Source organism: Catenuloplanes indicus, assembly GCF_030813715.1.
Classification (GTDB): Bacteria; Actinomycetota; Actinomycetes; order Mycobacteriales; family Micromonosporaceae; genus Catenuloplanes; species Catenuloplanes indicus.
Genome location: NZ_JAUSUZ010000001.1, coordinates 3,258,193 through 3,282,812, shown reverse-complemented (window position 1 = coordinate 3,282,812; position 24,620 = coordinate 3,258,193). Strand labels below are relative to the sequence as shown.

The 24,620-nt window shown below is 72.8% G+C and carries 26 protein-coding genes and 1 pseudogene; 21 read left to right on the top strand and 6 right to left on the bottom strand.

Going from position 1 to position 24,620, the window contains the following annotated elements; translation table 11 throughout:
- Positions 1 to 65: 65 nt before the first annotated feature.
- From obgE to J2S42_RS14695, 6 genes are all read left to right on the top strand, one after another.
- The gene (obgE, locus tag J2S42_RS14720; protein ID WP_307239524.1) at positions 66 to 1,595 is read left to right on the top strand and encodes a GTPase ObgE; all 1,530 of its coding nucleotides are present in this window, start codon (positions 66 to 68) and stop codon (positions 1,593 to 1,595) included.
- 64 nt (positions 1,596 to 1,659) lie between these two features.
- On the top strand, positions 1,660 to 2,097 hold the full coding sequence (locus J2S42_RS14715; RefSeq protein WP_307239523.1) for a GNAT family N-acetyltransferase: 438 nt from the start codon (positions 1,660 to 1,662) through the stop codon (positions 2,095 to 2,097).
- 78 nt (positions 2,098 to 2,175) lie between these two features.
- Positions 2,176 to 2,577 carry a hypothetical protein gene (locus J2S42_RS14710; protein ID WP_307239522.1) on the top strand — a complete coding sequence of 134 codons (402 nt, stop codon included), beginning with the start codon at positions 2,176 to 2,178 and terminating at the stop codon, positions 2,575 to 2,577.
- A 368-nt stretch (positions 2,578 to 2,945) separates the two neighbouring features.
- Positions 2,946 to 3,206, top strand: coding sequence for a hypothetical protein (locus J2S42_RS14705; protein ID WP_307239521.1), 261 nt, complete (start codon positions 2,946 to 2,948; stop codon positions 3,204 to 3,206).
- Complete coding sequence (locus J2S42_RS14700; protein ID WP_307239520.1) at positions 3,203 to 3,736, top strand: hypothetical protein; 534 nt, start codon at positions 3,203 to 3,205, stop codon at positions 3,734 to 3,736. Before J2S42_RS14705 ends, J2S42_RS14700 begins: the two co-directional genes overlap by 4 nt.
- A 124-nt stretch (positions 3,737 to 3,860) precedes the next feature.
- The gene (locus tag J2S42_RS14695; RefSeq protein ID WP_307239519.1) at positions 3,861 to 4,490 is read left to right on the top strand and encodes a cellulose binding domain-containing protein; all 630 of its coding nucleotides are present in this window, start codon (positions 3,861 to 3,863) and stop codon (positions 4,488 to 4,490) included.
- A 6-nt stretch (positions 4,491 to 4,496) separates the two neighbouring features.
- Here J2S42_RS14695 and J2S42_RS14690 read toward each other — a convergent pair whose 3' ends face one another.
- Positions 4,497 to 4,724 (bottom strand): DUF397 domain-containing protein, encoded by a 228-nt coding sequence (locus J2S42_RS14690; protein ID WP_033340074.1) that lies wholly within the window; start codon positions 4,722 to 4,724, stop codon positions 4,497 to 4,499.
- A 131-nt stretch (positions 4,725 to 4,855) separates the two neighbouring features.
- On the opposite strand from J2S42_RS14690, the gene pepN reads away from it, so the two are divergent.
- The 7 genes from pepN to J2S42_RS14655 all read left to right on the top strand — a co-directional run bounded on the left by pepN (position 4,856) and on the right by J2S42_RS14655 (position 10,833).
- A complete protein-coding gene (gene pepN, locus J2S42_RS14685; protein ID WP_307239518.1) occupies positions 4,856 to 7,369 on the top strand; it encodes an aminopeptidase N in 2,514 nt (837 codons plus the stop codon).
- A 112-nt stretch (positions 7,370 to 7,481) separates the two neighbouring features.
- Positions 7,482 to 8,078, top strand: a complete 597-nt coding sequence (gene nadD, locus J2S42_RS14680) for a nicotinate-nucleotide adenylyltransferase (protein WP_307239517.1) — start codon at positions 7,482 to 7,484, stop codon at positions 8,076 to 8,078.
- A 102-nt stretch (positions 8,079 to 8,180) separates the two neighbouring features.
- A complete protein-coding gene (rsfS, locus tag J2S42_RS14675) occupies positions 8,181 to 8,585 on the top strand; it encodes a ribosome silencing factor (protein ID WP_307239516.1) in 405 nt (134 codons plus the stop codon).
- The gene (locus J2S42_RS14670) at positions 8,582 to 9,208 is read left to right on the top strand and encodes a histidine phosphatase family protein (RefSeq protein ID WP_307239515.1); all 627 of its coding nucleotides are present in this window, start codon (positions 8,582 to 8,584) and stop codon (positions 9,206 to 9,208) included. Before rsfS ends, J2S42_RS14670 begins: the two co-directional genes overlap by 4 nt.
- A gap of 37 nt (positions 9,209 to 9,245) precedes the next feature.
- Positions 9,246 to 9,683: a hypothetical protein gene (locus tag J2S42_RS14665; protein ID WP_307239514.1), complete on the top strand. Its 438-nt coding sequence runs from the start codon at positions 9,246 to 9,248 to the stop codon at positions 9,681 to 9,683.
- Positions 9,684 to 9,712: 29 nt separating this feature from the next.
- The gene (locus tag J2S42_RS14660; RefSeq protein ID WP_307239513.1) at positions 9,713 to 10,534 is read left to right on the top strand and encodes a DegV family protein; all 822 of its coding nucleotides are present in this window, start codon (positions 9,713 to 9,715) and stop codon (positions 10,532 to 10,534) included.
- Positions 10,535 to 10,584: 50 nt separating this feature from the next.
- The gene (locus J2S42_RS14655; protein WP_307239512.1) at positions 10,585 to 10,833 is read left to right on the top strand and encodes a hypothetical protein; all 249 of its coding nucleotides are present in this window, start codon (positions 10,585 to 10,587) and stop codon (positions 10,831 to 10,833) included.
- On the opposite strand, the gene J2S42_RS14650 is transcribed toward J2S42_RS14655, so the two are convergent.
- Positions 10,834 to 12,003 (bottom strand): DUF1444 domain-containing protein, encoded by a 1,170-nt coding sequence (locus J2S42_RS14650; RefSeq protein WP_307239511.1) that lies wholly within the window; start codon positions 12,001 to 12,003, stop codon positions 10,834 to 10,836.
- 175 nt (positions 12,004 to 12,178) lie between these two features.
- Between J2S42_RS14650 and J2S42_RS14645 the strand changes: the two genes are divergently transcribed.
- The 5 genes and pseudogenes from J2S42_RS14645 (at position 12,179) to J2S42_RS14625 (ending at position 18,295) form a co-directional block, all read left to right on the top strand.
- A complete protein-coding gene (locus J2S42_RS14645) occupies positions 12,179 to 12,835 on the top strand; it encodes a ComEA family DNA-binding protein (protein WP_307239509.1) in 657 nt (218 codons plus the stop codon).
- Complete coding sequence (locus tag J2S42_RS14640) at positions 12,832 to 15,246, top strand: ComEC/Rec2 family competence protein (RefSeq protein WP_307239507.1); 2,415 nt, start codon at positions 12,832 to 12,834, stop codon at positions 15,244 to 15,246. Before J2S42_RS14645 ends, J2S42_RS14640 begins: the two co-directional genes overlap by 4 nt.
- A gap of 56 nt (positions 15,247 to 15,302) precedes the next feature.
- Entirely contained in the window at positions 15,303 to 16,283 is a 981-nt protein-coding gene (holA, locus tag J2S42_RS14635) for a DNA polymerase III subunit delta (protein ID WP_307239506.1), read from the top strand.
- Positions 16,280 to 16,498 (top strand): annotated as a pseudogene (locus J2S42_RS14630) (hypothetical protein); the annotation flags it as partial. The gene holA and the pseudogene J2S42_RS14630, both read left to right, overlap by 4 nt.
- A gap of 288 nt (positions 16,499 to 16,786) precedes the next feature.
- Positions 16,787 to 18,295, top strand: a complete 1,509-nt coding sequence (locus tag J2S42_RS14625) for a hypothetical protein (protein WP_307249324.1) — start codon at positions 16,787 to 16,789, stop codon at positions 18,293 to 18,295.
- Positions 18,296 to 18,646: 351 nt separating this feature from the next.
- Here J2S42_RS14625 and J2S42_RS14620 read toward each other — a convergent pair whose 3' ends face one another.
- From J2S42_RS14620 to J2S42_RS14610, 3 genes are all read right to left on the bottom strand, one after another.
- Entirely contained in the window at positions 18,647 to 19,171 is a 525-nt protein-coding gene (locus tag J2S42_RS14620; RefSeq protein WP_307239504.1) for a GNAT family N-acetyltransferase, read from the bottom strand.
- Positions 19,172 to 19,253: 82 nt separating this feature from the next.
- Positions 19,254 to 19,526, bottom strand: a complete 273-nt coding sequence (gene rpsT / locus J2S42_RS14615; protein ID WP_307239502.1) for a 30S ribosomal protein S20 — start codon at positions 19,524 to 19,526, stop codon at positions 19,254 to 19,256.
- Between the two features lie 143 nt (positions 19,527 to 19,669).
- Positions 19,670 to 20,659 (bottom strand): phosphotransferase, encoded by a 990-nt coding sequence (locus J2S42_RS14610; protein ID WP_307239500.1) that lies wholly within the window; start codon positions 20,657 to 20,659, stop codon positions 19,670 to 19,672.
- A gap of 263 nt (positions 20,660 to 20,922) precedes the next feature.
- Between J2S42_RS14610 and lepA the strand changes: the two genes are divergently transcribed.
- From lepA to J2S42_RS14595, 3 genes are all read left to right on the top strand, one after another.
- Positions 20,923 to 22,782 carry a translation elongation factor 4 gene (lepA, locus tag J2S42_RS14605; RefSeq protein WP_307239498.1) on the top strand — a complete coding sequence of 620 codons (1,860 nt, stop codon included), beginning with the start codon at positions 20,923 to 20,925 and terminating at the stop codon, positions 22,780 to 22,782.
- Positions 22,783 to 22,862: 80 nt separating this feature from the next.
- Entirely contained in the window at positions 22,863 to 23,279 is a 417-nt protein-coding gene (locus J2S42_RS14600) for an NUDIX hydrolase (protein ID WP_307239497.1), read from the top strand.
- A 92-nt stretch (positions 23,280 to 23,371) separates the two neighbouring features.
- On the top strand, positions 23,372 to 23,650 hold the full coding sequence (locus tag J2S42_RS14595) for a GlsB/YeaQ/YmgE family stress response membrane protein (RefSeq protein ID WP_307239495.1): 279 nt from the start codon (positions 23,372 to 23,374) through the stop codon (positions 23,648 to 23,650).
- An 83-nt stretch (positions 23,651 to 23,733) separates the two neighbouring features.
- On the opposite strand, the gene J2S42_RS14590 is transcribed toward J2S42_RS14595, so the two are convergent.
- Positions 23,734 to 24,591 (bottom strand): hypothetical protein, encoded by an 858-nt coding sequence (locus tag J2S42_RS14590; RefSeq protein ID WP_370879184.1) that lies wholly within the window; start codon positions 24,589 to 24,591, stop codon positions 23,734 to 23,736.
- Positions 24,592 to 24,620: the final 29 nt, after the last annotated feature.

The following is a 24,620-nucleotide window of genomic DNA, read 5'->3' as shown; positions in this document are numbered from 1 at the left end:
CTTGAGTTACCCGGGCACGCCCCTCGGCGTACCCCCGGATGGTTTTGATCTTTAAGGGGCTGGAAGTGGCAACGTTTGTCGACCGCGTGGTGCTGCACCTGCAGGCGGGGAACGGTGGCCACGGCTGCGTGTCGGTCCTCCGGGAGAAGTTCAAGCCGCTCGGCGGCCCGGACGGCGGCGACGGCGGGCACGGCGGCAGCGTGCGGCTGGTCGTCGACCCGCAGGTGCACACGCTGCTGGACTTCCACTTCCGGCCGCACATCAAGGCGCAGAACGGCGCCGGTGGTGGCGGCGGCAACCGGGACGGTGCGAAGGGCCGTGACCTGGTGCTGAAGGTGCCGGACGGCACGGTCGTGCTGACCCCCGAGGGTGAGGTCCTGGCCGACCTGATCGGCGCGGACGCCAGCTTCGACGCGGCGCGCGGCGGCCGGGGCGGGCGTGGCAACGCGTCGCTGGCCAACTCGCGGCGGAAGGTGCCGGGCTTCGCCGAGCTGGGCGAGCCGGGCGACCTGCTGGACGTGGTGCTGGAGCTGAAGAGCGTCGCCGACGTGGGCCTGGTGGGATTCCCCTCGGCCGGTAAGTCCTCGCTGATCTCGGTGGTCTCCGCGGCCAAACCGAAGATCGCGGATTACCCGTTCACCACGCTGGTGCCGAACCTGGGCGTGGTGCAGGCGGGCGAGAAGACGTTCACCATGGCGGACGTGCCGGGCCTGATCCCGGGCGCGGCCACCGGCAAGGGCCTCGGCCTGGAGTTCCTGCGGCACATCGAGCGCTGCGCCGTGCTCGCGCACGTGGTCGACTGCGCTGCGCTGGAGACCGAGCGTGACCCGGTCAGCGACATCGAGACGCTGGAGGCGGAGCTCGCGGCGTACGGCGGCCTGGAGGACCGGCCGCGTGTGGTGGTGCTCAACAAGATCGACATTCCGGACGCTCGGGACCTCGCGGAGATCGTCCGGCCGGACCTGGAGGCGCGCGGCTACACCGTGTTCGAGGTGAGCACCGCGACCCGGGAGGGCCTGCGCGAGCTGACCTTCGCGCTGTCGAAGCTGGTCGAGGAGAACCGGATCACGGTCGCCCCGGCCGAGCCGTCCCGGATCGTCATCCGCCCGGTCGCGGTGGACGACAGCGGCTTCACGATCACCCGCGACGAGGCGGCCTCCGCCGCGCTCGCGGCCGACAGTGACGCCGGTCTCGACGCCGAGGACGCCGCGCGGCAGAGCGCCTGGGTCCTGAGCGGGCCACGGCCGGAGCGCTGGGTGCGGCAGACGAACTTCGACAACGACGAGGCGGTCGGCTACCTCGCGGACCGGCTCAACCGGCTCGGCGTCGAGGACGCGCTGGGCAAGGCCGGTGCGCGGCCCGGCGACGTGGTGCGCATCGGCACCTGGGAGTTCGAGTGGCAGCCGGACGCCGGGGAATACCTGGCCGGCCCGCGCGGCACCGACATCCGCCTGGAGGAGAAGAACCACCGGCCCACCGCGGCGGCGCGTCTGGCTGCCCGGAAGGCGCGGCGGGAGCGGACGGTCATCCCGGAGGAGTCCGCCTGGCTCGCCACGCTGCAGTCGGAGAAGCTCGCCGAGGACGAGTGGTCGTGATCACCACGGCTCCGGGCCATTTCTGCGAAACCTCGTAGAAAACGGGCGTGACTAACCTCCATTCATGTTGATTGAGCCCCGTACGGCCACCGACCCCGAGCTGCACGCACTCATCCTTGAGCAGCAGCGTGAGCTCGCCTCGGTGACCGGCGCGGTCCGTACGGTGCGGACCGGCGCGTCGTACCTGGTCGGCGTCGTCAACGGGCACGCGGTCGCGTGCGGCGCGGTGGTCACGCTCGATCCGGACACGGCCGAGATCAAGCGGATGTACGTCCGGCCGGAGTTCCGCGGTCAGGGGTTCTCCCGCGCGATCCTGGCGGAGCTGGAGGAGTTGGCCGCCCGCGCCGGTTACCGCGTGGTGCGCCTGGAGACCGGCGGCTACCTGCCGGTGGCGATGTCGCTCTACCGCAGCGCGGGCTACGAGCCGATCGGGCCGTACGGGGACTACCTGGCCGGCCCGCACAGCGTCTGCTTCGAGAAGCGCCTGCCCGTCCTGGCCTGATATTTCGGACATGGTGGCCTTAATCGCGCGCTATCGGGGGATGGCGACGGCCGCCCCGCGGTGAAACGATGGTCGACTATGGACGAGGCGCGCCTGGACACGCCGGCGGCGATCGACGAGCACCTGACCCGCGTGCTCACCCGCGCCGAGCGCGCGCGGTACGGCGTGCGTTTCGTGCTCTGCGACCGGGACAACCGGGTGCGGGTGCACTGCCCGGTCGACGAGCCCCCACCGTTCGCGGACGGTGACGGCCCGCGCGGCACCGTCGCCGCGTTCGCCGCCTCACTCACCCGTGAACCACCGGGCGGCGGCGTGCTGGTGGTCCTCACCCGCCCCGGCTCCGGCGCCGTGAGCGCCTCCGACCGCGCCTGGTTCCACGCGACGTACGAGGTGTGCCGCGCCGCCCGGGTCCGCGTGCTCGGCGTCTACCTGGTGACCCCGGCCGACCTGCGCGAGATCCTGCTCGACGACGCGCTCTAGCAGAGCCGGTATCGACGTACGGGCGTCGCCGCAGCCCGGCACCCCACGTCGATACCGGCTCCGGCCACGGGACACCGCGATCCACCGGACACACCGCTGGCACGTGCCCGGTGGATCGCGCCGCCACCGGACGACGCCGGCGCCACCCCGCGGGACGGGCGGGCGGGTGCCGGACCGGGGCCGGTAAGGGGGGCCAGCGCCGGTGCGGGTGCGTTGGCCCCGGTCGGTGGCTCCTCCGGAAGGCCCGGCGGCGGGTGGATCGTGATGCGTGCCGGGGCCGAAAGCCACCCCGGCCCGGCCGATCACCGCACGGAGCGGCCGGGAACCGACCGCGACGAGGCGGGCCCGCACCCGCCGGAGGGAGGCGCATGGTGAACGTCACGAAGGCACACCCGAGCCCCGCCATCGAGGCCGCGCTGCACGAGTGCCGCGATGCCGGGCTGGTGACGATCCGGGCCGGGCAGGGGCCGCTCTGGGGGTGGGTCGAGTGCGCGACCGGCGCCCGGCGGATCTCGGTCCCGGTGCGGGCCCAGGACCCGGCCCGGCAGCGCAGCCGGCTCATGGTCTTCCTGGACAACCACGTCGCGCACCGGCCCCGCCCGGGTCAGCACGGACGGAGCGGCCGATGATGCCGGTCTTCCAGTTCCGCATGGTGGTGGACACGCCGCCGACCGACGCGCAGGCCGTCGCGCTGGTCGGTCTCCCGGACACGCCCGGCGTCGAGGTCGCGCCGGAGGAGCAGGTCGGCGTGGTGTGGTTCGACCGGGCGGCGCCACGGCTCGCCACCGCGATCGTCTCGGCCACGCACGATCTGGAGCGGGTCGGGCTGCGGCCGATCCGGGTGGAACCGCGCGACGAGGTGACGATCCCGGAGGCGGCATCCCGGCTCGGCCGGCCCGAGGAGTGGTTTCGCACCTGGCTGACCGGCACGTTCGGTGAGCCGGGCGCGCCGGTGCCGGTGTCGATGCGGCCGGCCGGCCGGGAGCGGTTCTTCAGCTGGGACGACATCGAGGTCTGGACCCGCGAGCGGCTGGACCCGGGCGTGCCGGACGGTCCTCCGGTGCTGACCGCGGCCGCGCTGGTGCTGCGCCTGCGCCGGGTCGGCCGCGGCGTGGACGGGCTGCCGGAGCTGCTCAGCCTGGTCGACATCCGGCCGTGAGCCCGCTCCCGCGACCGTCCACGATCGAGCGTCGATTCGGTCAATCCGGTACGTGCGATGTCCATCCGGGCATCGGTCCGGCTAATCTCACTCGGTCGTGACGGAACACGTGGATGGGGAGCGCATGCCGGCGAGGCACGGTGAGCGGCGGTCGGTGCCGGTCGAGCGGGACCGGGGCGCCGTGCCGTGGGTGCCGGTGCTGGCCGTGGCCGGGGTGGCGACCGGTCTGCTGGTCGCGGCGCTGACGCTCGTGCCGTTCGACGCCGCGCAGCAGGCCGCGGCGCCCGCGACGGAGAGCGCGCGGGCCGCCGACCCGGGGCCGAAGACGCCCGAGCTGTCCCGGGTGCCGGGCCATGCTGCCCCGACGCCGAGCGGCGTGGGGGAGAGGTCACTGATCGCGGGTGCGGAGGCGTCGGGCCGGCAGCGGACCGATGCCTCCGGCACCTTCCGCGTGCTGAACTCCTACGGCGACTCGTTCATCGGCGAGGTGCTGATAACCAACCCCACCACGGGGGTACGGCACTGGTCGCTGCAGATAGCGTTCGAGGACAACGTGGGGGAGTTGCGCACGTTCTGGGTGGAGTCGGCGCCGCAGGCCACGATGAGCCGGGACGGGGCGCTCTACACGTTCATCAGTACCGTGCCGTTGAGCGCGGGCGCGTCCGTCTCGCTGCGCCTCCACTTCGAGCGCACGGGTGCGGACGCGCCGCCCCGGCTCTGCCACGTCAACGGGGGCGTCTGCGGGGTCGCCTGAGCGGGCTCACTCCAGGTCGAACTCGCCGTCCTTGGCGCCCTCGACGAAGGCGTCCCACTCGGCCTGGGTGAAGACCAGGACGGGACCGTCCGGGTCGGCGCCGTTGCGCATGCCGATCAGGTCGTCGACGAAGGCGACCTCGACGGAGCTGCCGTCGCCGCCCTCGCCCGGCCCGGCCGACTGCCACACCGCGCGGGAGAGGTCGAAGTCGCCCTTGGGGTGAGGCGTGGTCATGAGGACTCCCTGGAGGATGTGGTCGAGGAATCGGGGGAGCGACGACGCGGGCGAACCAGTGCGCCACGTCACATCGCGGGATACAGGTTACCCGGGGTTGCCGCCGGGACCGGAACGGGGAGGATGGTCCGATGCGCAGCCTGACTCGTGCGGAGGCCGTGGAACGCGCCGCACTGCTGACCGTCGACGGCTATGAGATCCACCTAGACCTCACGGGTGGTCCGGAGCTGTTCCGATCGAGCACCACGATCCGATTCCGGGCGTCCGCGCCCGGCCCGACGTTCGCGGAGGTCAAGCCGCACCGGCTGATCTCCGCCCGGCTCAACGGCACCGACCTGGACGTCGCCACGCTCGACGCCAACCGGCTGCCGCTCGACGCGCTGCTCACCGGCGGCGCGGAGAACGTGCTGGTGGTCGACGCGGAGATGGCGTACACGAATTCGGGCGACGGGCTTCACCGGTTCGTGGACCCGGCGGACGGCGAGGTGTACCTCTACGGTGCCTCCTTCCTGGACGAGTCGGAGAAGGTCTTCGCCTCGTTCGACCAGCCCGACCTGAAGGCGCCGTTCACGCTCACCGTGCGGGCGCCCGAGGGCTGGCTCGTCGCCGCGAACGGTGCGGAGGCCGCTCGCGAGGACGGGCTCTGGACGTTCGCGCGCACGCAGCCGCTGGCCACCTACTTCTTCTCGCTGATCGCGGGGCCGTACCACCTGGTCAGCGGCGAGCACGACGGGATTCCGCTGGGGCTCTACTGCCGCCGTTCGCTCGCCGGCGATCTCGACAAGGACGCGGAGTCGATCCTGGACGTCACCGCGCGCTGCCTGGACCGGTTCCACGAGCTGTTCCAGGTGCGGTACCCGTTCGGCAAGTACGACCAGGCGTTCGTGCCGGAGTTCAACGCCGGTGCGATGGAGAACCCGGGCCTGGTCACGTTCCGCGACGACTATGTGTTCCGCTCCGCGGTCACCGAGAGCGAGCACGAGCTGCGGGACACCGTGATCGCGCACGAGATGGCGCACATGTGGTTCGGGGACCTGGTCACGATGCGCTGGTGGGACGACCTGTGGCTGAACGAGTCGTTCGCCGAGCACATGGGCTACCGGGTGATCGCCGAGGTGACCGACCGGAAGACCTGGACCACGTTCGGCATGCGGCGCAAGGCCTGGGGTTACGCGGCCGACCAGCGCCCGTCCACGCACCCGGTCGCACCGGCGGAGCTTCCGGACTCCGCGCTCGCGCTGCTCAACTTCGACGGCATCTCGTACGCGAAGGGCGCGTCCGTACTCCGCCAGCTGGTCGCGTTCCTCGGCGACGAGGCGTTCCTGACCGGCCTGCGCGAGTACTTCCGGGCGCACGCGTTCGGCAACGCCACGCTCGCCGACCTGCTCGACGCGCTCAGCCGGTCGAGCGGCCGGGACCTGACCGGCTGGGCCGACCTGTGGCTGCGTACGGCACAGGTCAACACGCTCACCCCGGAGGTCACGCCGGGACCGGACGGCACCTGGGCCGAGGTCGCGGTCCGGCAGACCGCGCCGGAGAGCCACCCGACGCTGCGCCCGCACCGGATCCGGATCGGGCTCTACGACCGAGCCGGTGCCGAGATGGTCTGCCGGGAGCGCTTCGAGGTCGATCTGACCCCGGCCGAGGACGGCGGGCGCACCGTGCTGGACCGGCTCGCCGGGCAGCGCGCGGCCGACCTGCTGCTGCTCAACGACGGTGATCTGACCTACGCGAAGGTCCGGCTGGACGACGCGTCCGTGGCCGCGGTGCCGCTGGTGCTGCCCGGCATCGAGGACTCGCTGACCCGCGCGGTGATCTGGGGCTCCATGATCGACGCGGTGCAGGACGCGGACCGCCCGGTCGCGGACCTGGTCTCGCTGGTGCTCGCGGCGCTGCCGGTCGAGCGCGAGGTGATCATCGTGGAGGACGTGCTGCTGCTCACCGGTCGGCTGGTCGACCGGTACCTGGACGGCGCGGCCCGGGAGGACGCGCTGCTGCTGATCGCGACCGCGGCCGACCGGCTGCTGGCCGCCGCACCGGCTGGGCAGTCGCTGCAGCTGGCCGCGGCCCGCTCGCTGATCGCCACCACGCGGGACACGGCGCGGCTGCGTGGCTGGCTGGCCGGTGACGGCGTACCGGACGGGCTGGCGGTCGACGCCGACCTGCGCTGGCGGCTGCTGGCGAGCCTGGTGGTGCTGGGCGAGGCCGGCGAGGCCGAGATCGAGGCGGAGTCCGCGCGGGACCGCAGCGCGGCCGGTGAGCTGTGGGCCGGCACGTGCCGGGCCGCGCTGCCCGATCCGGAGGCGAAGGAGCGGGCCTGGCAGCGCCTCTACACGGACGAGACGCTGTCCAACCGCTCGCTGGTGGCGTACGCGCAGGGATTCTGGCATCCGGAGCAGAGTGAGCTGACCGCGCCGTTCGTCGCGCGGTACTTCGCGGAGATCCCGGCGGCGGCGGGACTCCGGTCCGGGTGGTCGGCGGAGCGGCTGGCCGCGCTCACCTTCCCGGCGTTCGCGGTGTCGACGGAGACGCGGGCGGCCGCGGCACGCCTGCTCGCGCGCGACGACCTGCATCCGGCGGTACGCCGCGCGGTCACCGACGCGGACGACGACATGCGCCGGGCGCTCAAGGCCCGCGGCGTCTGACCGTGGAGCCAGGGGGTGCGGCTCCCGGTCGTACCCCCTGGTGGCCGTGGATTTTGATCTTGTTTTTGACGATGGATTGCCGGTCGGGCACGAGCGAGGGAAGATCACTGGCGTGGGTGAGCGTGGGCAGCGGATCGGCATCATGGGCGGCACGTTCGATCCGATTCACAACGGTCACCTGGTCGCGGCCAGTGAGGTCGCGGATCGGTTCGGGCTGGACGAGGTGGTTTTCGTCCCGACCGGGCAGCCGTGGCAGAAGGGGCGGCAGGCGGTCACGCCGGCCGAGGACCGGTACCTGATGACGGTGATCGCGACCGCGTCCAACCCGCGCTTCACGGTGAGCCGGGTGGACATCGACCGTCCGGGACCCACCTACACCGTCGATACGCTGCGTGACCTTCGCGCGGTCTACGGGCCGGACGCGGAGCTGTTCTTCATCACCGGCGCGGACGCGGTCGAGAAGATGCTCTCCTGGAAGGACGCGGAGCGCATGTTCGAGCTGGCCCGGTTCGTCGGCGTCACCCGTCCGGGTTTCGAGCTGTCCAGCGCGCACCTGCCGGAGGACGCGGTCAGCCTGGTCGAGATCCCGGCGATGGCGATCTCGTCGACCGCCTGCCGCGCGCGCGTGGTGGCCGGGAAGCCGGTCTGGTACCTGGTGCCGGACGGTGTGGTGCAGTACATCGCAAAACGAGGGCTGTACGCTGGGTAGTTTATCCCCTTGTATCCGATCTGGGGCGGAAGTGAGGAGACGATCGGTCCTCGGTTGTGAGACCCTGGAACGGTTGTTGCTGTACCCACGGAAGGAGCCCGGGTGACGGTACCCGAGCGCGCCCTAGAGCTGGCCCTTGCTGCCGCTCAAGCCGCCGCAGACAAGAAGGCCGAGGACGTCGTCGTGATCGACGTCGGCGACCAGCTTCCCATCACGGACGCCTTCGTGATCGCCTCCGCGCCGAACGAGCGCCAGGTGCTCGCGATCGTCGATGCCATCGAGGAGGAGCTGCTCAAGCTCCCGGAGAAGGCGAAGCCGATCCGCAAGGAGGGTGAGCGATCCGGTCGTTGGGTCCTGCTGGACTACAACGACATCATCGTGCACGTCCAGCACTCGGAGGAACGCGAGTTCTACGCGCTCGACCGGCTGTGGAAGGACTGCCCGATCGTGCCGTTCGTCGACCGCGACCTGGTCGAGGCCGAGGCCGGCGCGGGTTCGGCGGCGTGACCAGACTGATCATCTGGCGGCACGGCAACACGGACTGGAACGCGGAGGGCCGCGTCCAGGGCCAGACCGACGTGCCGCTGAACGCGCTCGGCCGGTCGCAGGCGGCCACCGCCGCGCCGCTGCTGGCCGGGCTGGAGCCGGCCGCGCTCTACGCCAGTGACCTGCTCCGTGCCCGGCACACCGCGGACGCGCTGGCCGCGCTCACCGAGCTGCCGGTGACCGAGGACGCGCGGTTGCGTGAGCGGCACTACGGCCAGTTCCAGGGCCTGACCAACCCGGAGATCGCCGAGCGGCACCCGGAGGCGTACGCGCGGTGGACCGGCGGCGACCCGGACGTGGGCGCGGAGGTCGAGCGCAACGACCACGTCGGCAAGCGGGTCGGCGAGGCGCTGCGCGAGATCGCGGAGCGGCACCCCGGTGCGGTCGTGGTGGTCGCCACCCACGGCGGGGCGGCCCGGCAGGGCTTCGGCGACATGCTGAGCTGGCCGTCGGCCGTGATGGCCGCGATCCGGCCGCTGCAGAACTGCCACTGGACCGAGATCGTGGAGTCGCCGCGCGGCTGGCAGCTGCGTGCGCACAACGTGGGCCCGTGGCCGGAGAAGGCGATCCCGGCGCCGGTCTGAGCGGAACCCGGCGCCGGCCGGTAGCGTCGTAGCCATCATGACCATGCGCCGGTTCCTTCTCCTGCCCGTCGTCGTCGCCGGTCTCGCGCTGACCGCCTGCGGGGCGCCGTCCTCATCGCCCTCGTCGTCCCCGTCGTCGTCGGGGCCCGGGGTCACGGCCGCGCCGTCCTCCGTCGCGGTCACGCCGTCGCCGGACCCGCTGCTGCCGTCCGATCCCGGCATCCCGCTTCCGGACATGTCCGGCAAGCCGGACAAGCCACTGGAGATCACGGTGACCGGGCAGGTCACGGCCGGTGTCGAGCCGGGCTGCCGGCTCATCTCCGACGGCCGTACGTCCTACCTGCTGCTCGGCGGCGACGTGAACGTGGCCAAGGTCGGCGCGCGGGTGACCGTCACCGGCACGCTCGGCGAGAACATCATGAGCACCTGCCAGCAGGGCACGCCACTGCAGGTGAAATCCGTGCGAGCGGGCTGAACCGGCCAGGATGCGTTACCGTGCCCGGCATGTCAGTCGCGGTCGTCACGGACTCCACGGCGTACCTGCCGGACACGGGCGGGCTCACGGTCGTGCCGCTGCACGTCGTGGTCGGCGACCGTGAGCTGCCGGAGGTCCCGGGCCTGAGCTCCGCCGAGCTGTCCCGGATGCTGCGTGACCGGCGCGTGCCGGTCACCACGTCCCGGCCGGCACCGGAGCGCTTCGCCGAGGCGTACCGGCGGCTACTGGACGGCGGCGCCACCGGCGTCGTCTCCGTGCACCTCTCCGCCCGTCTGTCCGGCACGGTCGAGGCCGCCCAGCTGGCCGCGGCGCCGTTCGGCGACGCGGTCCGGGTGATCGACTCCCGGTCCGCCGGGATGGCCACCGGCTTCGCCGCACTCGCGGCCGCCGCCTGCGCCGACCTGGACGAGGCGGTCAAGGCCGCGCAGACCACGGTCGAGCGCACCACGTCGCTGTTCTACGTGGACACGCTGGACTTCCTGCGCCGCGGCGGGCGGATCGGCGCCGCGTCCGCGCTGGTCGGGACCGCGTTGTCGGTCAAGCCGATCCTGCGGATCGCGGACGGCGCGATCGTGGTGCGAGACAAGGTACGCACCGCCGGTCGCGCGCTCGCCCGGCTCGCGGACCTGACCGTGGAGGCGGCCGGTGACGGCGACGCGGATCTGGCGCTGCACCATCTGGCCGCGCCGGAGCGCGCGGCCGAGCTGCTGACCCGCGTCGCGGAGCGGGTCGGGACCAGGCTGCGGGCGCGGCACTGCACCGAGATCGGCGCGGTGGTCGGTGCGCATCTCGGGCCGGGCGCGATCTGTGCGGTGATCCACCGGCGGTGATTTGCGGGATTTCGCGGCATCTGCAACCGGGGGACGCGAGCATGGTTCCCATGACGGGCGACGAACACTACCGGGTGGCCGAGAAGCTGCTGGGCCGCGCGGGCTACGAGGCCGACCGGACCGCGTGGGTGACCCAGGCGAAGCCCGGCGACGAGGGCAATCCGGCTCACCTCCAGGCGAACGCGAACCACATCGCGGCCGCGCACGTGCACGCGATGCTCGCGCTCGCGGCCTCGAACAACCCCTCATACGGCGAGGTGCTGGTGCCGGACGTGCCGCCGTCGCCCGCACACAACTGATCAGGGCTGTATCTCGCAGCCCTTCAGCTCCGCGCGCGCGGCCTCGTCCGGGAAGTCCGGTGCCAGGTGGCGCGGCGGCGCGATGTCGTCCACCGGCGTGAACAGCTCGCGTAGCGCCAGTTCGGCCCACGGTACGAAGAACGTGCCGCCCTCGCCGTCGGAGATCGCCACCAGGTCCGCGACCGGCATCAGCGCGGGGGCCTCGCCGGACCAGAGCGCGTAGGTGAACGTCGAGCCGTCCGGTCGCTGCGCCATCCGCAGCGGCAGTGGCGTGCCGGGCAGCGTCGCGGCCGCGTGGTGCTGCCGGTCGTACTCGCGCAGCGCCAGCAGCCGTTCCGCGCGCCGGACCGCGTGGTGCAGCGGGTGGCCGGGCGGTGCCTCGTAGGGGACGGTGCGGCCCAGGTGGTCGCTCACGTACGCCATCGGTGACGTCGACCGCGCCGACTCCAGGAACTCCGCCTCCACCAGCGGGAACGTGGCCAGCAGCGTGTCCGGGTCGTCCGTGGTCACCACCACGGTCGTCCGGTCCGGCAGGAACGCGACCGGCCGCTTGCCGTCCAGCCGCGCTGCGAGGCCGGCCAGCCAGCCGTCGACCAGCGGGAACGACGCACAGTACGAGTCGCCCTCGTCCACGAAGTGCAGGATCGTGGGCACGCCCGCACCCGGCGCCGGTGGCGCGACCGGTCCGGCCCGCAGGTTCGACCGGGCGGCGCGGTAGGCCTCGTCCTCGGTGACGCCCCAGGTGCGCAGGTGCTCCGCGGTCACGTACGCCATCGACGTGGGCAGGTCCAGGACCAGCATCTCGGCCAGGAACGGCAGCGCGGGGCGGGCGAGCGGTGGGTTCCGGGTCACCGCCATCGGAGCGGCGCCGCGCAGCACCGGGCGCAGCATCCGCCGGGCACGGTGCCAGTCGTCCGGCGTGGCCGGCATGCGGACCAGCGTGTCGACGAACGCGTTGACCCGGGCCCGCCGCTGGCGTGGGGCGGCGGTGCCGATCTCGGTCCAGAGGTTCTCCAGGTAGAGGACCGCGCCGTCGTACTGGACGGCGAAGTCGCCCGCGTCGTAACGGGCGTCCCGGATGCCGTGCCGGCGGAGTCGCCTGACCACCCGCTTGGCCAGGTCCTCCCTGGTCAGCGGCGTGTTGCCGGTAGCGCGGCGCCAGAAGAACACCTGGGTTCACCTCGGTCTCGTCAGATCCTCGGCGGTCACGTCTCGTGATCACCGGCCGGGCCGGGATGGTAGCAGCAAGAGTCCACCGTTCGGGGGGCGTCCACAGGCGGAATCGCTCTCCACAAAATCGATGATCATAAAAATCAAACGCTTCTTCCGGTCGTACGGTGCCCGCGTGGACGACGACGAAGAGGCAGCGCGGGGCGGCGACCCGTTCGGGCCGGGCACGCGCTTCGGCCGGTGGGACCCGGGCGCTCGCGGTGTGCGGGTCATCGCGGTCGTGGTGCTGGTCGTGGCGGTGGGCGCGGCCGTGGTCGCCTGGCGTGCACGCCCGCAGGCGGAGGTGATCGCCGCACCTGCACCCGCGGTCTCCGCGGACGCGCCCGGCGGCTCGGCCTCCCCGGCGGGCGAGGTCGTGGTGGCGGTCGCGGGCAAGGTCCGGTCGCCGGGAATGGTGCGGCTGCCGCCCGGCGCGCGGGTGGCGGACGCGCTCGCGGCCGCGGGCGGCGCGCTGCCCGGCGTCGATACCGCGCTGCTCAACCTGGCCCGGAAAGTCACGGACGGTGAGCTGATCGTGATCGGGGCGAGCGTCCCGCCGGCCGCGCCGGGTGTGGTGCCACCCGCGCCCGGCGCGGCCGGCGGGCTGGTCAATCTGAACACCGCGACGCTGGCCGATCTGGACGGGTTGCCGGGCGTGGGGCCGGTGCTGGCACAGCGCATCCTCGAACACCGGGACCGGATCGGCGGGTTCCGGGCGGTGAGCGACCTGCGCGAGGTCGAGGGCATCGGGGACAGCCGCTATGAGCAGCTGAAGGATCTGGTCACGCTATGACCACCCATGACGGCGCGCTCGACCTGCGGCTGGCCGGTGTGGCGGCCGGGACGTGGCTGACCGGGCTGGCCGCGCTGCATCTGAGCGTGCGGCTGTCCCTGCTGATCGCCGGCGTCGCTGTGCTGCTGACCGCGCTGATGTGTGCTCTCGGCTCCCGGCCGTCCGCTGGGCCGTTCCGCGGCACCGGCCGGTTCGGTGCGCTCGGCCGGTTCGGCGGCGCCGGGCGGGGTTGCGGGGTCGGGAGGTCCGGCGGCGCGCGGTGGGTTGTCGCGGGGGTGTTGCTCGGGGTGGCGTGCGGGGCGGTCGTGACCGCGGCGCGCGTGGCGGTGCGGGAGGCGGAGCCGCTCGCCGGGCTGACCCGGGAGCGGGCCGCGGTGGTCGCGCGGCTGACCGTTCGCGACGACCCGCGACCCCTCTCCGCAGCGACCGGCCGGGCACCGACCTGGCTGGTGCCGGCCCGGCTCACCTGGATCGCGGCGGCGGGCGCGGCGTCCGGCCACCGCGTCGACGTGCGCGTGCTGGTGCTCGGCACCGGCGACGGCTGGCGCGGGCTGCTGCCCGGTCAGCGCGTCGAGGCCGAGGGCCGGCTGATGCCCGCGCGCGGCGGCGACCTCACCGCGGCCGTGCTCGCCGTCGACTCCGCGCCGCAGCCGCGCGGCACCGCGTCCTGGGCGCAGCGCGCGGCCGGCACGCTCCGCGCCGGGCTCCAGCGCGCCTGCGCGACGCTGCCGGCCGAGCCCGGCGGCTTACTGCCGGGGCTGGTCGTCGGCGACACCAGCCGGCTCGACCCGGCCGTGGAGGAGGACTTCCGGACCACCGGCATGACCCACCTGTGCGCGGTCAGCGGTGCGAACATCGCGATCGTCATCGGGTGCGTCCTGTTCGCGCTCCGCCGGGTCCGGGCCGGGCCGGGACTCTCCGTCGCGCTGGCCGCGGGGGCGCTGATGGGCTTCGTGATCCTGGCCCGGCCGTCGCCGAGCGTGGTCCGGGCCGGTGTGATGGGCGCGATCGCGCTGATCGCGCTGGCTACGTCGCGGCCGCGCAGCGCGGTCCCGGCGCTCGCCACCACGGTCGTGGTGCTGGTGGTCGCGGACCCGGAGCTGGCCGGTGACGCCGGGTTCGCGCTGTCCGTGCTGGCCACCGGCGGGCTGCTGGTCTTCGCCGGCCGATGGCGGGACGGGCTGCGCCGCGCGGGCGTACCGGCGGGGCTGGCCGAGGCGCTGGCGGTGCCGGCCGCCGCACAGGTTGCCTGCGGCCCGGTGATCGCCGGGCTGTCCGGCTCGGTCAGCCTGGTCGCGGTCCCGGCCAACCTGCTCGCCGCGCCCGCGGTCGCACCGGCCACTGTGCTCGGCGTGATCACCGCGGTCGTCTCGCCGCTCTGGCCGGACGCGGCCGAGCTGACCGCGTGGGCCGGTGGCTGGCCGGCGCGCTGGCTGGTGCTGGTCGCGCGGATCGGCGCGCGGGTGCCGTCCGGAACCGTCCCATGGCCGGCCGGCGCCGGCGGTGGTCTGCTGCTGGCCGCGCTCACGATCGTGCTGCTGCTCGCGTTCCGCCGCCCGCCGGTGCGCCGGGTGGTCGCCGCCGTCACCGCGGCCGTGGTCCTCGGCGCGCTACCGGTGCGCCTGATCGCGTCCGGCTGGCCGCCCGCCGGCTGGGTGGTCGCCGGGTGCGCGGTCGGGCAGGGCGACGCGACCGTGCTCCCGCTGGGCGGCGGGCAGGCCGTGGTGATCGACGCCGGGCCGGATACCGCGCCGGTCGACCGGTGCCTGCGTGACCTGGGCATCCACCGCGTACCGATGTTCGCGGTCAGCCACTTCCACCAGGACCACGTCGGCGGCGTCGCCGGTGTGTTCCGCGGTCGCCGCGTTGACGCGGTGGTCACCACGGCCTGGCCGGAGCCGGCGGCCGGGCATGAGCTGGTGCACGCGGAGGCGGCCCGGCACGGCACGCCGGTGTTCGCCGCGACCGCCGGGTGGCACTGGTCCGCCCGCGACGTGACGGTCGAGGTGATCGGGCCGCCGGCAGAGTTGCGCGGCACCCGGTCGGACCCGAACAACAACTCGCTGGTCCTGCGCGCAACCGTGGCCGGGGTGCGGATCCTGCTGATGGGCGACGCGGAGAACGAGGAACAGGACGCGCTGCTCCGGGCCTCGGCGGCGGTGCGGACTGACGTTCTCAAACTTGCACACCACGGCTCGGCGTTCCAGAGCCCGGAGTTCCTGGCCGCGGTCGACCCGGCCGTGGTGCTGGTCTCGGTCGGCACGGACAACGAATACGGGCATCCCAACCTGCCGCTGCTGGCCCGGCTCAGCCGCGACGGCGCGCGCGTGCTGCGTACCGACGAGCAGGGTGACCTCGCCGCGGTCCGCACCCGCGACGGGCTCGCGGTCGTGGTCAGGGGTGTGCCGTGAGCGGCGCGGACCCCGTTCGTGTGACCGGGGGCGTCACCCGTGGCCCGCGTGCGACGATGTCCGGCGTGACTGCCGCGAACCCCCCTGCGTTGACGCTCGTCCTGGGTGACGAGGAGCTCCTGTCGGCCCGCGCGATCGCGGCGGCCGTCCAGGCCGCGCGGGCCGTGGACCCCGGGGCCGACGTGCGGGAGTACGAGGGCGGCGCGCTGGTGCCGGGCGAGGTCGCGGAGATGCTCAGCCCGTCGCTGTTCGGTGGCCGGCGCGTGCTCGTGCTCCGCTCCGGGCAGGACGCGCGCAAAGACATGATCACCACACTGCTGGCGTACGCGAAGGACCCGGACCCCGAGGTCAACCTGATCGTCGGCCACCTCGGCGGTGCCAAGGGCAAGGCGCTGGCGGACGGGCTCAAGTCGGCCGGTGCCACGGTCGTCGCCGTGCCCAAGATGAAGGGTGCCCGGGAGCGCGTCGCGTTCGTCCGCGACGAGATCCGCCGGCTCGGCGGTTCGTGCGGCGAGGACGCGGCCACCGTCCTGCTCGACGCGGTCGGCAACGATCTGCGCGAGCTCGCCGCGGCCTGCTCGCAGCTGATGGCGGACACCGACGGCCGGATCACCGCGGAGACGGTCGCCCGCTACTACAAGGGCCGCGCCGAGGTCAGCGGCTTCACGGTCGCGGACGCCGCGATCGTCGGCGACGTGCCCGGCGCGCTGGAGGCGCTGCGCTGGGCGTTGCACGTCGGCGTGGACCCGGTGCCGATAGCGGACGCGCTGGCGGACGGCGTGCGCACCGTCGCACGCGTCGCCGGCGCCGGCCGGGGCAACGCGTACCAGCTGGCCAGTAGCCTCGGCATGCCCGCCTGGAAGATCGAGCGCGCCCAGAAGCAGTCCCGCGGCTGGAGTCCAGAGGGCCTGGTCGACGCCATGCGCGCGGCCGCGGACTGCAACGCGGCCGTCAAGGGCGGCGCCGAGGACCGCGGCTACGCGCTCGAACGGGCCGTGGTCGCGGTGGCGACCGCACGCCGTGGTGGCGGCCGATGACGGCTCGCCCGCTCTACGCCCGGATCCTCCGCCTCCGGCACGTCACCCCCGGCGGCCTGCTCTGCTTCGTGTACTTCGAGGGCGCGCTCGGCCTCGGCATCCTGCTCGCCCTGGCCGAGCTGGTCACTTGGTGGGGCGTCCTGGTCCTGCCCGCGTCGGTCGCCGTCATGGTCAAGCTCAACGACGTCGTCGCCGCGGTCGGCTCCCGGTCCGCCCGAAACCCGTCCCGCACCTCCGCCGGTGCCACCGTCCGCCGCACCCTCGCCGAACGCCGCCGCACCGCCACCGCAACAGCCCCGGCCCAGCACCCGTCCGCCGCTGGTTCCTCGGCCGGCCGTTCGTTGTCCGCCGCCGGAATCTCAGCCGGCCAGTCGTTGCCCGAGGCCGGCGACCAGCTCCCGTCTGCTGCCGCGTTCTCGGCGGGAGCACCCTCGTCCACTGCCCGGTCCGCGGCCGGCTGGCACCCGGCGGAAGCATCCGGCGCTACCGCGGGCGATCGTCCGGTGACCGGCGCCTTTTCGGCGGCGCGTCCGGCGGTGACTGCGGGGATGGCCGCCGCGCACGACGATCGCGAGATCTACGGCATCGCCGTCGCGCGGGGTGCGGCCGATGTTCGGGGCGCCGCCGGTGCCCATGGCTTGTCCGGTGTGCGGAGCGATGCCGCGCCGCGCACCCGGACGACGGGTGGTGTGGGCGCTCGCGGCGCGGCCGGACCCCGGTTCGCCGGGCAGAAGGCCGACGCGCGGCCGGCCGCCGACGACGCGACGCCGGTGTCCGGGGCGAGCCGGCCGGGAACCGTTTACGGGAACCGCAACGATCACGACGAAATCGCCGGCGCGGTGGCCGGGCACGGAACGGCCGAGAGCGGCGGTTTCGGAAGCGGCCGGCGGTGGGCGGCGGATGCCGCACCCGGTGAACTCGACGCCGCCCACCCCGAAGCCGGCGGATCCCGCACGGATGATCTGTGGGCGGCAGGCTCCGCAGCCGGCTTGGGAGCCGGCCGCTCCTGGGCGGGGGACTCCGTGGCGGGCCGTGGTGAGCGGTGTGCCGATACGCCGGCCGGCACCGGGTACGCCGGCTCGGATCGGTCGTCCGGCACCGACTGGCAGGCCAATCCGATCCGGCAGAGCAGCCGGCGAGGCGAGCCGTCCGGGTATCAGGAGCGCGGCGGGCCGGGCGACTCGTATCGGTACGGCGGCGATGCCCGGCGGGGCCAGGTCCGCCCGGATGATGCGGATCGGCGGGCGGAGCTGGACTGGCTGGGCCAGAGCGTGCCTGGCAATTCGATTCGGTGTGGCGAGCCGGACCGGCTTGGTGACCGCGACCGGCTTGGTGACCGCGACCGGCTTGGTGACCACGATCGGCGTGGTGAGTGGGATCCGCTTGGTGATCGCGACCGGCGCGGTGAGCAGGACCGGCACAGTGAGCGGGACCGGCACAGTGAGCCGGACCGGTATGGCGAGCCGGGTCGGCAGGGACATCAGGTGCGGCAGAACGAGCCGGACTGGCAGGCCGAGTCGCACCGGCATCGCGAGACGCACCGGCAGAACAGGTCGCACCGGCAGGGAGACGTGGCGCGGCGGGCGGACGGCGGGGACGAGCCCGCGAACCTCGGCCGGCGTTCCGGCGTGCCGAGCGGCCGACGGTCGAACGAGTCGTACCGGTTACCGTTCGGCGGGCCGGTGCAACCCGGTGGTGGCGGGTCGAGGGCCGGCGGTGCGCCGTCCGCCCGGCGTTCCGCAGACGGCGGCACGCATCACTTCCCCGATCGGTTCTCGCAACGTTCCGGCGAGCCCGGGGATCGTCAGGGCCCCGGAGACGCCGGTCAGCGCCAGCTCCCGGGAGGCGCCGATCGACAGCCTCCGCCCGCGGCTGGTCACGGCCGGCGGATGGCCGGCGGAAACGGCTCGCTCGGCGGTGACCTGCGGATCGACCAGCGTTCCGACCGGGGACGTCACGCGGACACGCCGCAACAGCGCGCCCGCCGCTCGGCCGACCACCGCTACGAGTAGCCGAGAACCGCGACCTCTTCCGGCGAGGTACCCAACCACCTTTATCGGACGAAACCGGGCCAGGGCGACGGGCTCCGCCTGTTGCCGACGATGTCGAGGGTGCCGGGACGATGTCGAGGGTGCCGGGACGATGTCGAGGGTGCCGGGACGATGTCGAGGGTGCCGGGACGACGGTGATCCGTAGCCCGCTCGGCGCGGCCGGGCGCCGCGCACGTCCGGTTCGGCGAGGCGGTGGGTCGGGACCCGCGGGGAGCCTGGCGCGGCGGGGGCCTGATGTGCGGAAAGTGGCGCGGCAGGGCTGGTGGCGCGGTGGGTGGCCGGGTGGCCAATGGTGTGGGCCGGGTGGGCCGGTCAGCGGCGCAACGGCTGGGGGGCACCCATCAGGAGGTAGTGGGGTGGTACGCCGCCGAAGAGGAAGGGCGTGGTGAGCTCGGTGAAGCCGAGCGTGCTGTAGAGGTGGCGGGCGGCGGTGCTCTGGACGCGGACACTGAGCAGCACGCGGGTGGCCGGGCTGGCGTCGCAGACCTCGGTTATCAGGGTGCGGCCGAGGCCGTGGCCCTGGTGGTCCGGGTGGACGTGCAGTTCGGTGAGTTCGAGCGTGTCGGAGGCGAGCCAGGAGGCGGCGCCGACGGCGGCGAGGCGGGGGTGAACCTGGCGTTCCCACCAGCTGCGGTCGCCGGCGGGAAAGCCGTAGCAGAAGCCGACCAGGCGAGAGCCGTCGAACGCGCCGCGGGCGATCAGGCCGGGGTGGCGGGCGTGTTCGGCGAAGATGTCGCGGCGCTGGAGTTCCTCGGCGGGCGTGAGGCCGAACGCGGCCGACATGATGTCGGCGGCGAGGTCCGCGGCGGAGGCCAGATCCAGCGGCGTTGTGATCATGATGGGGGGTCAAACGCACGTACGGGCACCGCGCGGCCTCGTGCGGAGGCCGGCGCGATACCCGTACGCGACGTGCGGTGAATCAGGCGGCGCTGGAGAGCGAGTGCAGGCGCTTCGCGATGGCCGACTTGCGGTTCGCGGCCTGGTTCTTGTGGATCACGCCCTTGCTCACGGCCTGGTCGAGCTGCTTGCTGGCGTCCCGCAGGAGCGTGGTCGCGGCGGCGGAGTCGCCGGCCTCAGCAGCGGTGTGGAACTTGCGGATGGCCGTCTTCAGCGACGACTTGACCGACTTGTTCCGCAGCCGGCGCTTCTCGTTCTGCCGGTTGCGCTTGATCTGGGACTTGATGTTCGCCACGCGACAGCCACGTCCTTACGAAATTGCGATTACTGACGATGAAAGGTGTTTCAAGCTGGTGCGAGCGCAGGCAACATGGTGCCGCAGCACGCGAAAGACCAGAGTACCAGCCCTGTACGTCGCCGGCCAAAACGGCCGTCTGATCAGGGAGCCGGCCACCCTCGTCGGGTGGCCAGCCAGTGCAGCGCCATCTCGCCGCTCCACCGCTGGTGCCCACGAATATACGGTGAGGCGCTGCTCGGCCCGGACTCGGCCCTGGTCAGCCAGTAACCGGCGAGCGCGGCGAGCACCGCGTCCAGTGCCTGGGCGGGCACGTCGCGGCCGGTCGGGTGGGCGGCGAAGAGCCGGTTCGCGTCCAGTCCGCTGGCGTGCGCGGTGACCAGCAGCGTCGCGGTGTCGAAGAACGGGGCGCCGCGGCAGCACCAGGTCCAGTCGCAGATCCACGCGCGGCCGGTGCGGTCGATCATGATGTTGTCCAGCCGCAGGTCACCGTGGATCACGCCGTCGCCGGCGCAGTGGTCCGGGGCCAGCCGTTCCAGCGCGGCCAGCTCGTCCAGCCGGTCGGCCGCGAACGGGGGCAGCACGGGCGTGGGTTCCCGGCCTGCGGCGATCTCGGTCCACCAGGACAGCTCGGTGCGCAGCAGGTGCGGCAGCGGTGGCAGGTCCATCGCGAGCAGTTCGGCCGGTGGTGTGGCGAGCGCGGCCGCGGCCGTGGCCCAGGCGTCCAGCGCGGCGGTCAGCTCGGCCGGTGACCAGGGCAGCCGGGGTACGGCGCCGTCCACCGCGTCCAGGCAGGTCGCGTAGCAGCCGGCGGCGGTCAGTGACCAGCGGGGCCGCGCGGCCGGGACCGTCTCGGGCAGCGCTCCGGTGATCGCGACCTCCCGGTACTGCCAGTCCGCGAGGTGCCGCTCGTGCGCCAGCGACGCCGCCTTCACGAAGAACCGCTGCCCGGACACGGTGTCCAGCACGCCGGCGAAGCCCCGGGTGAAGCCGCCGCCGGCGGTGGTCGCCCAGGTCACCGGCGAGCCCAGCCGGGCGCCGATCGCGGTGCGCAGTTCCTCGGGAAGATCCGCCCAGGACGGCCGCAGAGCGGTAGCGCCGTACGGCACCTCAGGCAGCGAGATCACACCCATCGCCCCATCCTGCCCTCCGGCGGCGGAAAACGGCGCACCCGGACTACGGCAGCGCGCGAAGCGCGTGATGGCACCGGGCCGCGAAGCGATCGAGGCGGGGGAGTTCCCGGGCGTACCCTCGGATGTTCATGGGTTTTGAACTGCCGCGTCGCGGCATGGGACCATGGTGTGCGATCCAGTGGCTCTGAGCGATTCGGCGATCCGGCGGCTCGGAGCGATGAACCAAGCGGCCTCGACGACAAGAACGGACGAACGTGCCACCCATGCGTGACCCCGGCGCGACCGATCCCGGCGCCATCCGGAACTTCTGCATCATCGCCCACATCGACCACGGCAAGTCGACGCTGGCCGACCGGATGCTGCAGCTCACCGACGTGGTGGACGCGCGGCAGATGCGGGCGCAGTACCTCGACCGGATGGACATCGAGCGCGAGCGCGGCATCACGATCAAATCCCAGGCGGTACGGATGCCGTGGACCGTGCGCGAGGGCGAGCGCGCCGGCGAGACCGCGGTGCTCAACATGATCGACACGCCGGGCCACGTGGACTTCACCTACGAGGTGTCGCGCAGCCTGGCCGCCTGCGAGGGCGCGATCCTGCTGGTCGACGCGGCGCAGGGGATCGAGGCGCAGACGCTGGCGAACCTGTACCTGGCGATGGAGAACGACCTTCAGATCATCCCGGTGCTGAACAAGATCGACCTGCCGGCCGCACAGCCGGAGAAGTACGCGGAGGAGCTGGCCCACCTGATCGGCTGCGAGCCGGAGGACTGCCTGAAGGTCTCCGGCAAGACCGGCATGGGCGTGGCGCACCTGCTCGACGAGGTGGTCCGGCAGCTGCCCGCGCCGAAGGGCGAGGCGGACGCGCCGGCCCGCGCCATGATCTTCGACTCGGTGTACGACATCTACCGCGGCGTGGTCACCTACGTCCGGGTGGTGGACGGCAAGATCGAGGCGCGCGACCGGATCAAGATGATGTCCACCGGCGCGGTGCACGAGCTGCTGGAGATCGGCGTCATCTCGCCGGAGATGCAGAAGGGCAACGCGCTCGGCGTCGGCGAGGTCGGCTACCTGATCACCGGCGTGAAGGACGTGCGGCAGTCCCGGGTCGGCGACACCGTCACGATCAACGCGAAGCCGGCCACCGAGGCGCTCGGCGGCTACAAGGACCCGCGGCCGATGGTCTACTCCGGGCTCTACCCGATCGACGGCTCGGACTACCCGGCGCTGCGCGACGCGCTGGACAAGCTGAAGCTGAACGACGCGGCGCTGGTCTACGAGCCGGAGTCGTCCGCGGCGCTCGGCTTCGGCTTCCGCTGCGGCTTCCTCGGCCTGCTGCACCTGGAGATCATCCAGGAGCGGCTGGAGCGCGAGTTCGGCCTCGACCTGATCTCCACCGCGCCGAACGTGGTCTATCGCGTGCAGATCGAGGGCGGCGACGAGGTCACGGTCACGAACCCGAGCGAGTTCCCGGCCGGCAAGATCGCCTCCATCTGGGAGCCGACCGTGCGCGCCACGATCCTCGCGCCGAACGACTACGTGGGCGCGGTGATGGAGCTCTGCCAGGGCCGCCGGGGCCAGCTCAAGGGCATGGATTACCTGTCCAGCGAGCGCGTCGAGCTCCGCTACACCCTTCCGCTCGCCGAGATCATCTACGACTTCTTCGACCAGCTGAAGAGCCGGACCAAGGGGTACGCGTCGCTGGACTACGAACCGTCCGGCGAGCAGGAGTCCGACCTGGTGAAGGTGGACATCCTGCTGCACGGCGACCCGGTGGACGCGTTCAGCGCCATCGTGCACAAGGACAAGGCGTACAACTACGGCGTCACGATCGCCTCCAAGCTGCAGAAGCTGATCCCGCGGCAGCAGTTCGAGGTGCCGATCCAGGCCGCGATCGGCTCCCGGATCATCGCCCGCGAGACGATCCGCGCGATCCGCAAGGACGTGCTGGCCAAGTGCTACGGCGGTGACATCTCCCGGAAGCGGAAGCTGCTGGAGAAGCAGAAGGAAGGCAAGAAGCGGATGAAGATGGTGGGCCGGGTCGAGGTGCCGCAGGAGGCCTTCATCGCGGCGCTGAACACCTCCGACAGCGGCGACGCGGGCGGCAAGGCACCCAAGAAGTGACGGTTCACTGCTCGCGGTGCGGTACGGCGCTGCCGTCCGCACCGCCGTCCGTCTGCGCCGCCTGCGGGTACCACGTGTTCGTGAACGCGCGCCCGACATCCGGGCTGATCATCGTGAGCCCGGACGGTGATCGCTTCCTGGGGCTGCTGCGGGCGCGGGAGCCGCAGGCCGGGCGGTGGGAGCTGCCCGGCGGCTTCTGCGACGGCGCGGAGCACCCGGCCGACGCCGCGGTCCGGGAGGCGCGTGAGGAGCTCGGCGTGGAGATCGTGCTCGGCGACCTGGTCGGCATGTATCCGGGAACCTACGACTACCAGGACGAGACGCTGCTCGTGCTGGACTGCGTCTATCTGGCGTCGCTGGCGCCCGGCGCGTCGATCACGCTCGACCCGGAGGAGTCGGCGGAGATGACCTGGTTCCCGATCGCGGCGCCTCCGGTCATGGCGTTCACGACGATGGACCGTGCGCTCGCCGACGCCCAAAAATTGTTAATGGGTTAGGCGGTTTGGCTTCTCCGCACTCCGGGAATCCATCGATCACACAAGACAACGTGGCATCGAGAGATAACCCCCCGGTTGGAGAAGGAGTCGCAATGACCATCACCGGCATCATCACCGCTCTCATCGTCGGCCTCATCATCGGCGCGCTGGGCCGCCTGGTCGTGCCCGGCCGGCAGAACATCCCGCTGTGGCTCACGCTGGTCATCGGCGTCGCGGCCGCGCTGCTCGGCACGGTTGTCGCCCGGGCCCTGGGCTTCGCGGACACGGCCGGCTGGGACTGGCGCGAGCTGGCCACCCAGGTCGTTCTCGCCGCCGTCGGTGTGGCGCTGGTCACCGGTTTCGCCGGTCGCCGCAGCGTCAGCCGCTACTGACCTCTCCGGGGTCCCGAAAGCCCGGCCGCATCACGCGGCCGGGCTTTTCACTGTCATATCCCACACCGTGTAGGTGATGTCTTTCAACGGAACACCTTGGCGACCACCTGATTGGTGCCCGCGGCCGGGACACCGGCGATCGGCGACCAGGTGCCGTCCTCCGCCTCCCACTCCAGGCCGCCGAAGAGCACGCGTTCCACGCCGTGGTCGGTGGCGTGCGACACGAGCCAGTGTGCGTAGCGCCAGCCGTCCCGGTCGTCCTGGACGTCCACGGTGAGGCCGTCCGGCTCCGCGGTGGCGGACCGGAGCGTGCCCCAGTCCGCGTTGATGCCGTCGGCCAGGCCGGACGCGGCCGCGGCGCCGCGCACCTCCGGTTCACCGCTGACCGTGCAGGAGACCGCGCCGGTGGCCTTGCCGAGCAGTGCCTTCGTGAGCACCTCGGACTCCTCGGCCCACTTCTCGTACGCCTCCGGGTATGCGCTGCGCTGCACCTGCTGGGCCGCGTCCGTGACGCGCATGTCCTCCCAGCCCTTCACCTTCTTGAGCGCGCCGTAGAACTTCGCGGACGCGTACCGCGGGTCGAGGATCTCCTCCGGCGTGCCCCAGCCCTGGCTCGGCCGCTGCTGGAACAGGCCGACCGAGTCGCGGTCACCGCCGGTTAGGTTCTCCAGCTTCGACTCCTGGAACGCGGTGGCGAGCGCCACGATCACCGCGTACTCCGGCATCTTCTGCCGGATGCCGACCGCGGCGATGGTGGCCGCGTTCGCCATCTGATGCGCGTCCAGGTTCACCTGGCCGTCCGCGGTGACGGCGCACGCGCGGGCGAGGACGAGCGGGACCTTGGGGAGGGTGTCGCCCCAGTCGTGCCGGGCGGCCAGCGCGCCGAGCGCCGCGACCAGAGCCAGTGCCGTACAGACGGCGGCAACTCCCCGTATCCGCAATCGTCACCCCCAGGTCGAGTACGCCAAGC

Excerpts from the sequence above, each read along its gene's own strand:
- J2S42_RS14715 (WP_307239523.1), top strand. The coding sequence starts at position 1,660 with ATGTTGATTGAGCCCCGTACGGCCACCGACCCCGAGCTGCACGCACTC.
- J2S42_RS14710 (WP_307239522.1), top strand. The coding sequence starts at position 2,176 with ATGGACGAGGCGCGCCTGGACACGCCGGCGGCGATCGACGAGCACCTG.
- J2S42_RS14705 (WP_307239521.1), top strand. The coding sequence starts at position 2,946 with ATGGTGAACGTCACGAAGGCACACCCGAGCCCCGCCATCGAGGCCGCG.
- J2S42_RS14700 (WP_307239520.1), top strand. The coding sequence starts at position 3,203 with ATGATGCCGGTCTTCCAGTTCCGCATGGTGGTGGACACGCCGCCGACC.
- J2S42_RS14695 (WP_307239519.1), top strand. The coding sequence starts at position 3,861 with ATGCCGGCGAGGCACGGTGAGCGGCGGTCGGTGCCGGTCGAGCGGGAC.
- J2S42_RS14690 (WP_033340074.1), bottom strand. The coding sequence starts at position 4,724 with ATGACCACGCCTCACCCCAAGGGCGACTTCGACCTCTCCCGCGCGGTG.
- pepN (WP_307239518.1), top strand. The coding sequence starts at position 4,856 with ATGCGCAGCCTGACTCGTGCGGAGGCCGTGGAACGCGCCGCACTGCTG.
- J2S42_RS14665 (WP_307239514.1), top strand. The coding sequence starts at position 9,246 with ATGACCATGCGCCGGTTCCTTCTCCTGCCCGTCGTCGTCGCCGGTCTC.
- J2S42_RS14660 (WP_307239513.1), top strand. The coding sequence starts at position 9,713 with ATGTCAGTCGCGGTCGTCACGGACTCCACGGCGTACCTGCCGGACACG.
- J2S42_RS14655 (WP_307239512.1), top strand. The coding sequence starts at position 10,585 with ATGACGGGCGACGAACACTACCGGGTGGCCGAGAAGCTGCTGGGCCGC.
- J2S42_RS14640 (WP_307239507.1), top strand. The coding sequence starts at position 12,832 with ATGACCACCCATGACGGCGCGCTCGACCTGCGGCTGGCCGGTGTGGCG.
- holA (WP_307239506.1), top strand. The coding sequence starts at position 15,303 with ATGTCCGGCGTGACTGCCGCGAACCCCCCTGCGTTGACGCTCGTCCTG.
- J2S42_RS14620 (WP_307239504.1), bottom strand. The coding sequence starts at position 19,171 with ATGATCACAACGCCGCTGGATCTGGCCTCCGCCGCGGACCTCGCCGCC.
- J2S42_RS14610 (WP_307239500.1), bottom strand. The coding sequence starts at position 20,659 with ATGGGTGTGATCTCGCTGCCTGAGGTGCCGTACGGCGCTACCGCTCTG.
- lepA (WP_307239498.1), top strand. The coding sequence starts at position 20,923 with ATGCGTGACCCCGGCGCGACCGATCCCGGCGCCATCCGGAACTTCTGC.
- J2S42_RS14595 (WP_307239495.1), top strand. The coding sequence starts at position 23,372 with ATGACCATCACCGGCATCATCACCGCTCTCATCGTCGGCCTCATCATC.